The sequence below is a fragment of the Prescottella sp. D32 genome (assembly GCF_037287305.1).
GTDB classification, from domain to species: domain Bacteria; phylum Actinomycetota; class Actinomycetes; order Mycobacteriales; family Mycobacteriaceae; genus Prescottella; species Prescottella equi.
In genome coordinates this window covers 91,916-103,459 of record NZ_JARBSW010000007.1, presented here as the reverse complement: position 1 = coordinate 103,459, position 11,544 = coordinate 91,916, and the positions used below count along the sequence as shown (strand labels likewise).

Here is an 11,544-nt window from a genome sequence, read left to right as displayed (position 1 = left end):
GATGGAGGGGAACCAGAGAGACCGAACCTGCGTCTGTTTAAGGTGAAGCGGTCTGGAACGAGGGGAGGAGGTCCGGATGCGGGTGACTGCTGTGATCGGGCTGATCGGTGCGGGTCTGCTGCTGGCGGGATGCGGGTCGGGAACGGTGTCGGGGGATGCCGACGCGGAGGGGACTGCGGCGGGGGAGCCGGTCTTCAGTCCGTGTGATGACATTCCTGGTGAGGTGGTTGGGGCCCTTGGCGTCGATCCTGCTACCGAGGAACGCGACATCCTCGGCGTAAAACAGCCTGGCTGGAACGTGTGTGGCTGGCGCGGTTCGGAGTACTCAGTGTCAATCTTCGCGACCACCCGCACTTTGGATGAGGTGCGCACGAACGACCGCAATGAAGATGTCTTGCCCGTAGAACTAGACGGTCGAGAGTCGTTCTCGTACCGGGAAACTACGGACACGAACCGTGAATCTTGTGATGTTGCGATGGACACGGCAGGTGGCGCCGTACTGGTCTCAGTCGGATTCCACGTACTTACGCCACCGAGCAATCCAGAAGAGCCGTGCAAGGTAGCTGAAGAAGCGGCTCGGGCCGTCAGTTCGTACGTTCCAAGGTAGCTGACAACAATGTGGGTTGGGGGAGTTGAGTTGAACGAGACGGGTAACTGGTCCGGGCTGATCGCGGCGGCGGAGCAAGGTGATCTCGAACTCGAACGTGGTACGGCCTCGAACTGTGCCAGGGCGTGCGAGCATCTCATCGACCAACTGACGCGAATACTCGACGGTACGCGCGGACTTGCCAAAATCGATGGATTGGGTCCTCTGCCATCCGGAGTGGCGCTGGCATCGAAATTCGGGCGAAAAGCAACAGGCGGCGACTACTCGCTGGACCATGCGATTGCCGACCACATTCGTGTGGTCGGTGACATGAGGGACGTGTTCCAGAAAATCGAAACCCGCTATGCCGCGGCGGAGGAAGCGAATACCGCGGCCGCAAGCGCTGTGGAGTCGCAGCTCAACTAAGACTTCCGGGGCCGCGCCACTGAGGGGATGGCGCGGCTCCGGATCCGCCTCGGACGGCGTCGCCGACCGAGGCATGAGACGAGGGGGAGAAGGATGGGACTGCCGGACTTCGGTGGCTGGGTCGAAGGCATCAGCAAGGACATTGTCGAATTCGGCAAGCATCCGGCGAACAAGGTGCTCGACCTCGTCACCGGTTACGACCTCAACGAACGCAGCCGCGTGCGCGACGAACAAGCCGCCGGCAACGCCGAACGGGACGAAATCTACCTGCAGCAGGCCGGGCTCTACGGCAGATTCAGCGGCAGATTCGACGACCCGGCCCTCGGATCACCCGAAGCTTTCGAAGCCATGTCCCACGAGGACATCAAAGCCGCCGTCGACGGAATGAACGGTGGATCCCTCCGCGCCAGTGCAGAAGGCTGGACGAAGATCGGCGAATCACTCCAGCAAGCCCTCAACGACTTTCGCGACTTCATCACCACCGAAACCGACGGCAAATGGGAAGGCGTAGCGAAGGACTCCGCGACCGCCGCAACAGGAAGATACGCCACCGAATCAGGGAAACTCGCCGAAGCCGGCACCCTCATCGGCACCAAGATCACTGAAGCGGCCACCGGCGTCGACCAGGTCAAGGCCACCGTGCCGCCCGTCTCCAAACGCTCCCTCCTCGAGGTCGCGTTCGACGCAGGAATGCCCACCGCCGGCCTCTTCAAACGCCTAGTCCACGACCAGGACGAGGCACACCAGGAAGCCATCCAAATCATGCGGACCGTCTACACCCCGGTGATGCAGCAGGCCGACACCAACGTGCCGAGACTCCCCGAACCTCCCCGTGTCATCGCCGAGACCCAAGGTGCATCGCCCGCGAGTGGTGGTGCACCCGGCATCGGCACGCCGGGATCGACAGCGCCCTACACCGGGGGACCGAACTCAGGATCGCCCATCCCGCCACTTCAGACTCCTGGCAGCCCCATACCCGGCGCAACACCCGGAACGGGTTCAACACCCGACGCGTTCAACCCCATCGCTCCGGCCGCCCAGCCCACCTCCAACGACCAGTTCACCGCACCGGCCGACGCCACGACGAACCCGGCCGCAGCCTGGACCGCACCCGCGGCCGCCACAGGGCTGGACGGCACCCGCGCAGGACAGTCCGCCTACGTCATTCCCGGTATGGGCGGGGGCGCCGGATCCTACTCGGGCGCAGGCGGCTTGGGATCGAACGCAGGATCGGGCATCGGCGCAGGAGCAGGAGCAGGAGCCGGCGGCTACGGAGGCGGAATCCTCACCGGCGGATACGGCTCCGGCGGAATGGGTTCCGGTGGATCAGGAATCGGAGGCGGCGCCGCAGGGGCGTCGCCCAGCGCCACTGCGGGCGGAGCATCGGGAACGACGGCCGCCGGCACCGCCGCGCGAAATGGTGCTGCCACCGGCGGCATGATGCCCGGCGCCGGGGCTCGCGGGCGCGGCGACGACGACGCCGAACACAAGACGCCCGGCTACCTGGTCAACGTCGACAACGGCAGCGAACTCATCGGCAACCTGCCCCTGGCCGCTCCACCCGTCATCGGGAGCTGAGGCGGCCGGGCCGGGCCCGAGCTAGAGGCCGATCAGCTGCTTGGCAGCAGACACGGCGGCCGGCGCGTCCAGCGACGGCATGTTGTCCCACTGGCCACCAGTGATCGTGACCTTGACCTCCGGTGTCTCGACCGTCGTCACGATCACTCCGGCGACGGCCGTCGTCATCGGGAGCGTGTAGGCGACACCGCCGACCTTCTCGATCGCGGGATCCGGAAGGACGGACAGCTTGCCGGCCTCGAGGTCGCCCTTCGCCGGCACCTCACCGGTCCCGGGCTCGATCAGCACCTCGACAGAGCGGATCTCGCTCAGCGAGGTGGCGCCGTCCGGGGTCTCCCAGTTGCAGATCACGCCGTACTCGTCCGCCGCATTCGACGGCTCCTCCTGCAGCCCCGCAATGTACTGCGCGACCACCGGCGCGACATCACCACAACTCGAGAAGCGCGCCAAGACGTCCGCACCCGAAGCGCGCGCACCGTCACCACCGGCGACCGTGCCGACCGCGGCCTCCGTCGTGGCAGGTGAAGCCGTCTCGGCATCATCGGAACCGCAGGCGCTCAGTGCCGCGGCAAGAACGAGAACCACTGGAACGAACCGGGCGTTTCGGATCATGTAGGCACTGTACCTAGGCCTTCACCGGCCCTGCCCGCAGGACGTCGTCGAACCGCTCCCGGACCTCGGCGACGTGCTTGTCGAGGTTCTCGACCGTCCAGCCGTCGGTACTGATGGGCTCCAGGACGTCCACGTACACCTCGCCGGGGTGCGCGACGAACGAGTTGCGCCACATCAGATCCCCGGCATTGTGGATGACGATCGGCACGATCGGCACCCCCGCCTGAATCGCCAGGTGGAAGCCGCCCTTCTTGAACCGGCCCAACCGGGGTGTGGGGGAGCGGGTGCCCTCCGGCGCGATCGCGATCGACGTTCCGTGTTTGAGCTTGTCGACCGCCGGTTGCAGTGCAGCCCGCGCCTGCGTGGTGTCCGTCCGATCCACGTACGCGACGTCCAGGAGGCTGCCGATCGCGGCGAAACGCGGATCGTGCGCAGCCTCCTTCTTCGCCACACCCGTCGCGTCCCGGCGAACGACCTTGCCGACCAGCAGCAGATCCAGCGAACTCTGATGGTTGAACATGAACACAGCCGGCCGGGCACTCCACGCGTTGTCCTCGCCGGTGACGTGCACATTGATCCCGCAGATCGACAGTGCCGCATCCGGTCCGAACGTGCCCACCACATTCGCCGCGGTTCTCCTGCTGCGGGTCAGCGCGCCCGCCCCGAGACCTGCAGCTGTCGCGACGGTCAACGCCCCCAACGCTGTCGCCGTGCGCAACGTCGCGATCGGCGTCGCGCCCCGCTCCGGCCGCGCCAGCCGCACCGACAACCAGCCCTCGGCTCGCGCGATCCCCGCGAGCTTGCGGTCCGGATTGAGCGCCACCGGACGACCCACCGAATCGAGCATCGGAACATCCTCGACCCCATTGGAATACGCGAACGCCTCCGACAGCGGCGTCCCCGCCTGCTCGGCGAACGCCCGCACCGCCGCCGCCTTCGCCGGACCCCACAGCGCCGGACCGGTGAGCTTGCCGGTGAGCATGCCGTCCACCACCTCCGGACGGCTGCAGAGGATCTCGTCGATGCCCAGGTCGTACGCGACGTCCTGCGCCTGATAGAGGGTCGCCGACGTCGCCAGCACGATTCGGTGCCCGGCCCGGCGGTGGGCGTCGAGCAGGCGTCGGACATCCGGGTAGATCATCGCGGCGATGTCCTGCCGGAACAGCCGTTGGCTCCACTCCCGCAGCTCGTCCTCGCGCCGGCCCGCCAGCCCGGTGACCGCGATCTCCATGAGCCGGCCGACGTCGGCGCCGCGGAACTGGGTGTCGAACGCGGCCCCGGTGGTGCGGAGCAGCTCGGCGACATTGAGGTCGAAGCGGCGCAACCGGTCCCGATACACGACGCTCGCGGTGTAACCGGTGATGAGGGTGCCGTCCAGGTCGAACGCGGCCAGCGTCCGCGGCCCCTGCGGCGCGGCGGCGATCGCGGAGTAGATGTCGTCGAGACGGTTCATTGCTGCGCCCCCGGCCCCTCGACGAACTCGGCCACCGCATCGACGCTCTCGACCTCGTCGAGCTTGGCGTGCGCCCGGGCGCGGATCTCGCGTACCCGGCGCACGAGGGTGCGGATCTCGTCGGCGAAGTCGCGGCGCGCCTGCAGCACCGCCGGATCGGTGCTGTCGATCAACCGCCGGTTGCGGGCCAGCTGCAGGGCGGTCGCGAACAGCTCCGACGAGATCGACTCGCTGCTCGCGATCTGCTGGCGGAGCCGACGCTGCTGCGCGAGCGCGAGGCACTCGGCGAGGAACGTCTTCTCGTCGAAGTCCGGGCCCACAGGGGCGTCCAGCAGATGATCGGCCACCACCACGTACGCCTCGAGGAACGGTTGCAGCACCCGGTGCGCGAGGTACGGCCGCACCTCGTCGAGGATGTGCTCGACGTGCTCGGGATTGCTCAGATCGCTTTCCCAGGCCGGGTCGATGAGGCTCAACTCCGACCGCAGTTCCTGCTGGAACGTGTCCTTGTCGCTGAAGAAGAACTCGAACTTGAGCAGGTCCCGGATGCGCTTGGCCTCGGCCCAGCCGTCGGTGAGCGGGTCGGCGAACTTCTCGTCCACCGCGGCGCACAGCACCATCTCGGCGATGGCCCGCACCACCAGGAAGTGAATGGTGTTGTTGCGGTAGAACGCCGCTACCAGACCCTGGTCCTTGCCGAGGTAGTAGACCCGTTCGTTGCCCTCGTCGAACCGCCGCAGCACCCCGGAATCGAGGTGGGTGAACAGCGCCTTGCGGATCACCTGCGGATTGGTGAGGTCGACGTCGCCGGCGGTCGGCAGCTTGCGGGCGGTGATGTAGTCGACCATCGGGCCGAGGATGAAACCGAGCTCGGGGACGGTCAGTGCCCGGTCCTCGATGCCGAGGAACGCGAGCATCACCAGCGACGATGCGGTGATCGGGGTGACCTCGTTGATCCGGTGACTCACCTCGATCCCGGTCTTCTGGATCGCGAGCCGGAAGTCGTCCTCCTGCGCCAGCGACTTCCGCAGCGACAGGGGACGTCCCACCGTGACGTGCGCGACGCCGCGGCGCTGCCCCTGCGCGCGGACGTAGCCGACCATCCAGCGGAAGCTCTCCTTCCGCTTCTCCGCGCCGTGCGCCTCCGCGGCCATCGCGTTCACCTCGTACAACTGGTCGTACACCAGCGAGACGGGGACGAGATAGACGTCGGGCGCCTCCGACGACTCGAACGCCTTCGCCAGATACGTCAGCAGCCCGTACCGGGGCGGGCGCAGCTTGCCGGTGCGCGAGCGCCCGCCCTCGATGTACCACTCGAGGTTGAAGCGCTTGTTCATCAGGAACCGCATGTACTCGCGCAGCGTCCACTTGTAGATCTCGTCGCCGTCGAACTTGCGGCGGATGAACACCGTGCCACTGCGCTTGCTGATCGGGCCGATCGGCCAGAAGCTGACGTTGAGCCCGCCCATCACGTGATTGAGCGGCAGATCGTTCGCGAGCAGCGCGGGCCGCAGCACCAGCGGATCGAGGTACGAGCGGTGGCTCGGCAGGAACACCAGCGAGTGTTCGCGGTTGAGTTCCCGCAACTCCTCGAACCGGGTGGTGTCGACGTCGAGCCGATACGCGCGGGAGAAGTAGCGGCCCAACTGATCCCACAGCGCGATCGCGCGCCGGCTCTGGGCGGCCACCATCTCGTCGAGGTCCGCACGGGCCCGGCGTTCCACGTCGGCGACGGTGAGATCGAGTTGCGCGGCAAGCTTCTTCACGCCCGCGGAGAAGCGGCCGGTGTCGGTGATCTCCTCCACCACGAACTTCGACACCTTGTACTGGGTGCCGAGCAGCTTCCGCTCGGCCCGCTCGAGCGCGAGGGCGGCCTGACGCCGGACGAAGTCGGGCAGCGACCCACCGCCCCGCTCGGCCAGCCGGTCGCGCATCTCGTTCAGCGACGCCGGATCGCCCTCGATCACCCGGCACCGTCCGGGATCGGTCCGCAGCACCCGCCGCTGCGCGCTCCGTCCGATGTGCAGCGGGTCCCGCGCCGAGAGCACCTCGCGAAGACGCTGCCCCCGATGACCGTTGGTGGTGTCCGGCATCCACACCACCCGCACCGGAGTCAGCACCGGGTCGTCGTCCCGCAGCGCCAGCGACGACAGCGCCTGCCCCGAGGTGCACATGGTGACGGTCGGCTCGCCGGACTCGGCCTCCCGCCGGCCGAGCCACGTCCGCAACACCCGGTCCTCGGTGTCGGTCATCTCCTCGGTGAGATAGATCCGCGGATGCCGCTCCGGATCGGTCATCGCTGCGCTCCCTCCGCCGCGTCCTCGGCGGCGCCGCCCAGCGCCACCACCTCGTCGAGACTTTCCTGCATGCAACGAATGAAGAGCGCGGGCTCGGTGACCGCCGCGGTGTCGATGTTGACGCCGATACAGCACGTCCCGACGTGCGAGACCATCGTGGCCATCACCGCGCAGCCCGGCGCCGGCCCGAACGGGAACATCCGCTCGATCCGCGCGCCCGCCAGATACACCGGGACCGGCACGCCCGCGACATTCGACGCCTGCAGGTCCAGACCCGAGGACTGCGACAGGTACCACTCGGCGAGCAGCCGGGTCGGCAACCGCACCAGCAGCGGCGACGCCGCCTCGACGATGTCGAGGGCCGGCTCCTCGCGCAGCGCCAGCACGATCGCGCGGACCTTCCGGATCCGCTTGGCCGGGTCGGCCTCGGTGGCGGGACCGGCGAACCGCACCGCGGCGATCCGGTTCCCGCCCGACGGGTCGGCCGCCGACCGCATGTTGATCGGCATCCCCATCGGGACCTTGCCGATCTCCGCGCCCATCGCCTGGTGGTAGCGGCGGAACCCGCCGAGCAGCGCCGCGATGTACGCGTCGTTGACGGATCCGCCGGCCGCGTGCGCGGCGAGCCGCAGCTCGTGCAGGCCCACCTCGAGCACCCCGAACCAGCGTCCCAGTCCACGTTCGCGCAGCAGCGGCGACCCCGTCGCCGGCGGCGGCTGCACCACCCGGCGCAGCGACCCGGCGTAGTCGAGGACTTCGCCGGCCGCGTCGAACGGTCGGGTCACGGCGGTGGCGGCCGCCCGCAGCGATCCGGACACCAGCCCGGTGAGTCGCCGCGGCGCCTTGCGGATCCCGGAGACCACGTCGCGGCCGAGCGCCCCGAGATCGGACAGGTGCTCGGGCGGCGCGGGCTCGCGATCGGGCTTGTCCGGCGTGGGCTCCGGACGGCGGCTGTGCAGCAGCGCCATCATCTGGATGCCGCCCATGCCGTCGGTGATGCTGTGGTGCGTCTTGACGACGTACACCGCGCGCCCGTCGTCGAGTCCCTCGATGAGCATCGCGATCCACGGCGGACGGGCCTTGTCGAACGGCTCGGTCGCCAGATGCCGGCAGACGCGCAGCGCATGATCGAGGTCGCCCCTGTCGCCCGGCAGCCGGATCCGGCGCAGGTGGTAGTCGAGGTCGAACTCGGGATCGACCGACCACACCGGGTTGCCCAGCCCCAGAGCCGGTTCCACGGCCCGCATCCGGATACGGGGCACGATGTGCGACGCCCACTCGTGCGCGCGTACCAACCGGTCCCAGTCCGGCGCCTTGTCGAGGATGTCGACCGCGACGATGGGCGTCCGCAGTTCGGGACGCACCTCCTCCATCCGCCACATGCCGGTCTCGAAGTCCGACATGGTGCGGCTCTGACCCCACGCGACCGCGGACAGATCGACATCCACCGCGCTCGGTGGAACGAACGGTTGTCCCTCGGTCATACGCGCTCCTCGGAGATCAGTCCTCGGTTCGATTCGACGTCGTCTCAAGTGTGGACCCGTTCGCGCGGCAGCGTCCCCGGATTGGCCGCTTCCGGGTCCGGACACCTGGGACAACTCGGATCCCGCGCGGGAGTGCCGCCGGTCCGTTAACGTTCGGGGCACTTCGATCCTTGCCCCGGCGAAAGGACGCGGTCATTCCTCTCTACCAATTCCGGTGCGCCCAGTGCGGTCCGTTCGACCGGCACTTCCCGATGGCGGACGTCCCCGACAGCTCCGACTGCCCGCACTGCGCGTCGGACGGGCGCCGGCAGATCACCGCGACCCGGCTCGGCCGGGGCGGGTCGGCGTCGATGCGGTTGCTCGACGCGACCGCCCGCTCCGCGAGCGAGCCGACCGTGGTCTCCGGGCCGGCTCCGGGCGCCCGGCGCACCCCGCAGAAGGTCACCACCAATCCGCTCCACCGAAAGTTGCCCCGCCCCTGAGAAATCCGCCCGTCCGCGCTAGGAGGCTCGATGCCCGAATTGCTGTTCCCGCTGGATTCGAACAAGAAGTTCACCGAGCAGGAGAAGATCGGCCACAACCGGTGGCACCCCGACATCCCGGCGGCCGTGACCGTGAAACCTGGCGACTCGTTCCGGGTGCACTGCCGCGAATGGTTCGACGGCGCGATCCACAACGACGACTCGGCCGACGACATCCTGAACGCGCCGCTCACCACCGTGCACACCCTGTCGGGGCCGTTCGCGGTGGAGGGTGCGAAGCCCGGTGACCTGCTGGTCGTCGACATCCTCGATCTCGGACCCATTCCGCAGGAGGATTCGGGGCCGCTCGCCGGCCAGGGCTGGGGCTACACCGGCATCTTCCCGCGCGACAACGGCGGCGGGTTCCTCACCGACCAGTTCCCCGACGCGTACAAGGCGGTGTGGGACTTCGCCGGGCAGACGGCGACGTCGCGGCACGTGCCGCACGTGAAGTTCACCGGCATCGTGCACCCCGGCCTGATGGGCACCGCCCCGTCCCACGCGCTGCTGGGCAAGTGGAACACCCGCGAGGCCGCGCTGATCGCGACCGACCCCGACCGGGTGCCGCCGCTCGCGCTGCCCCCGGAACCGCGGGACGCGATCCTCGGCTCCCTCTCGGGCGCCGACTTCGACCGTGTCGCGGCCGAGGCCGCCCGCACCGCTCCGCCCCGCGAGAACGGCGGCAACCAGGACATCAAGAACCTCACCAAGGGCAGCCGCGTCTTCTATCCGGTGTTCGTCGACGGCGCGAACCTGTCGGTGGGTGACCTGCACTTCTCGCAGGGCGACGGCGAGATCACGTTCTGCGGCGCCATCGAGATGGGCGGCTTCATCGATCTGCGTGTCGACATCATCAAGGGCGGCATGGAGACGTACGGCGTCTCGGAGAACGCGATCTTCATGCCCGGCAACACCGACCCGCAGTACTCCGAGTGGCTCGCCTTCTCGGGGACGTCGGTGACCCTCGACGGCGAACAGCGCTACCTGGACTCGCAGCTGGCGTACCAGCGGGCGTGCCTGCACGCGATCGACTACCTCACGAAGTTCGGCTACAGCCCGGAACAGGCGTATCTGCTCCTCGGTGCCGCGCCCATCGAGGGCCGGTTGTCGGGCGTGGTCGACATCCCGAATTCGTGCGCCACGGTCTATCTGCCGACCGCGATATTCGATTTCCCGATCGCCCCGTCCGCCGACGGGCCCGTGCGGATCGATCCGGGAATCGGGGCGCCGCACTCGGCGCGCTGACGCATCCATTTCCGACGGCATCGTCGGCGGCCCTCTCGCCGCCGGCGGTGCCGTCCTCGGGCTGCGCAGGCTACCAGGACAAAGCGCCTTTTCGGGGTGCTACGACCGGACTCCGCCCGAATTCTTTGTGTCGAGTTTCGTGCGAATGTAACTGCAGGTGAACGGCAGGTTTCGTTACCTAATCGTGATGATCAAACCGTAACGCCTCGGTCATTCGTCACGTTAGCGTCGATCTCAATCGCCCGGCGCTATCGAAGCGTTACGCGATGACACAACATCTACATTCTCGTCGCCCGGATCGTGATGTCCGACTGTGCGAGATCGGGCCGTCGGGGAGAAAGGGGCGCGGAGTCGTGAGCGCTTCGTCGAACTGCATCGAGAACTACATCGCGGCCATGTTCGCGTACGAATTCATGGACGGCGGTGTCGACCTGGACTCGCTCGAGCGCATCCACCGCGGTGACGTCCGCGACTGGGTCGGTGCCGTCGCGGGATCGGGTCTGTTCACCAACGCGCAGGTCGCGCGCGTCGATGCCGGTTGGCGTCACGATCCCAAGTCGCTCCTCGACACCCTGCTCTCCGAGGCCGACGAGATGACCGTCAAGCGGTGCGAGATGACGTGGGCCGCTCTGGACCGCATCGAGTCGCCCGCCGAGCGTCGCGAGCTGGTTGCCGTCGGTGGCTACAGTGCCGCGGTGGCGCCGGCGTCCACGACGATCGCCTGATCGTCGGTCAACATTCGATACCGAACCCCGGCAGCACGGCAGGCCTCGACCATTCGGGCCGCCTCGCTGCCGGGGTTCGCCGTATCCACGGACCCGTCGGCGGCGGCCGCGCAGTGCGGCACGATCGAGAAGTCGACGAAACCCAGCCCGTCCCAACGTGGTTCGACGCCACACACGGGCGCCACCTCACCCGGATCGTCGGCACTGTCGATCCCGACCAGTGACGGCGACATGATGCACGCCCCGGCGCTGTACCCCGCATAGGCCAGCCGTCCGTCGCGGACCAGGGCGGCGAGTACCGCGTCGCCGCCGCTGCGCGCCAACTGAGCGCGCAGCACGAACGTGTTGCCGCCGCGCACCCACACCGCCCCGAATCCCGACAGGGTGTCCGCCAGCCGCTCCGGGGCGCCGACGTAGTGGCGCAGATCCACCTCGGTCGGGGTGAACCCGAGCCTGCGGAGCGGGACGACGTCGCTCACCAGAGCCGACTCCCGCGCCCGGGCCGGCCACGCGTCCGCGGCGTTCGCGATCACCGCGATCGGCCCCGGCCCGCCCACGAGCTCGACGAACCGGTCCACGTGAGCGCCGAAACGATACGACGACAGGAACAGGCGCAC

General features: G+C 68.3%; 11 protein-coding genes. 6 read left to right on the top strand and 5 right to left on the bottom strand.

Features of this window, described 5'->3' with window-relative positions; translation table 11 throughout:
• Nucleotides 1–76: 76 nt before the first annotated feature.
• The 3 genes from PSS76_RS23215 to PSS76_RS23205 all read left to right on the top strand — a co-directional run bounded on the left by PSS76_RS23215 (nt 77) and on the right by PSS76_RS23205 (nt 2,590).
• A complete protein-coding gene (locus PSS76_RS23215; RefSeq protein ID WP_084960876.1) occupies nt 77–607 on the top strand; it encodes a DUF3558 domain-containing protein in 531 nt (176 codons plus the stop codon).
• A gap of 30 nt (nt 608–637) precedes the next feature.
• Nucleotides 638–1,012 carry a hypothetical protein gene (locus PSS76_RS23210; protein WP_226347485.1) on the top strand — a complete coding sequence of 125 codons (375 nt, stop codon included), beginning with the start codon at nt 638–640 and terminating at the stop codon, nt 1,010–1,012.
• 93 nt (nt 1,013–1,105) lie between these two features.
• The gene (locus PSS76_RS23205; RefSeq protein WP_337456678.1) at nt 1,106–2,590 is read left to right on the top strand and encodes a PPE domain-containing protein; all 1,485 of its coding nucleotides are present in this window, start codon (nt 1,106–1,108) and stop codon (nt 2,588–2,590) included.
• Between the two features lie 21 nt (nt 2,591–2,611).
• Here PSS76_RS23205 and PSS76_RS23200 read toward each other — a convergent pair whose 3' ends face one another.
• From PSS76_RS23200 to PSS76_RS23185, 4 genes are read right to left on the bottom strand one after another with little or no spacing between them, the layout of a single operon-like run.
• Nucleotides 2,612–3,202, bottom strand: coding sequence for a hypothetical protein (locus PSS76_RS23200; protein ID WP_337456677.1), 591 nt, complete (start codon nt 3,200–3,202; stop codon nt 2,612–2,614).
• 13 nt (nt 3,203–3,215) lie between these two features.
• Nucleotides 3,216–4,655, bottom strand: coding sequence for a bifunctional HAD family hydrolase/lysophospholipid acyltransferase family protein (locus PSS76_RS23195; RefSeq protein WP_084845252.1), 1,440 nt, complete (start codon nt 4,653–4,655; stop codon nt 3,216–3,218).
• Entirely contained in the window at nt 4,652–6,952 is a 2,301-nt protein-coding gene (locus tag PSS76_RS23190; protein ID WP_081122358.1) for a glycerol-3-phosphate 1-O-acyltransferase, read from the bottom strand. The genes PSS76_RS23195 and PSS76_RS23190 overlap by 4 nt, the downstream gene beginning before the upstream one ends.
• Nucleotides 6,949–8,436 carry a wax ester/triacylglycerol synthase domain-containing protein gene (locus tag PSS76_RS23185; RefSeq protein WP_337456676.1) on the bottom strand — a complete coding sequence of 496 codons (1,488 nt, stop codon included), beginning with the start codon at nt 8,434–8,436 and terminating at the stop codon, nt 6,949–6,951. The genes PSS76_RS23190 and PSS76_RS23185 overlap by 4 nt, the downstream gene beginning before the upstream one ends.
• Before the next feature lie 194 nt (nt 8,437–8,630).
• On the opposite strand from PSS76_RS23185, the gene PSS76_RS23180 reads away from it, so the two are divergent.
• The 3 genes from PSS76_RS23180 (at nt 8,631) to PSS76_RS23170 (ending at nt 10,927) form a co-directional block, all read left to right on the top strand.
• A complete protein-coding gene (locus PSS76_RS23180) occupies nt 8,631–8,918 on the top strand; it encodes an FmdB family zinc ribbon protein (protein WP_037085402.1) in 288 nt (95 codons plus the stop codon).
• Between the two features lie 30 nt (nt 8,919–8,948).
• On the top strand, nt 8,949–10,202 hold the full coding sequence (gene fmdA / locus PSS76_RS23175; protein WP_013415584.1) for a formamidase: 1,254 nt from the start codon (nt 8,949–8,951) through the stop codon (nt 10,200–10,202).
• A 353-nt stretch (nt 10,203–10,555) separates the two neighbouring features.
• Nucleotides 10,556–10,927 (top strand): hypothetical protein, encoded by a 372-nt coding sequence (locus PSS76_RS23170; RefSeq protein ID WP_005514112.1) that lies wholly within the window; start codon nt 10,556–10,558, stop codon nt 10,925–10,927.
• Here the strand turns inward: PSS76_RS23170 and PSS76_RS23165 are convergent.
• Nucleotides 10,885–11,544, bottom strand: a complete 660-nt coding sequence (locus PSS76_RS23165; RefSeq protein WP_013415586.1) for a Type 1 glutamine amidotransferase-like domain-containing protein — start codon at nt 11,542–11,544, stop codon at nt 10,885–10,887. The two genes, PSS76_RS23170 and PSS76_RS23165, sit on opposite strands and share 43 nt — an antisense overlap.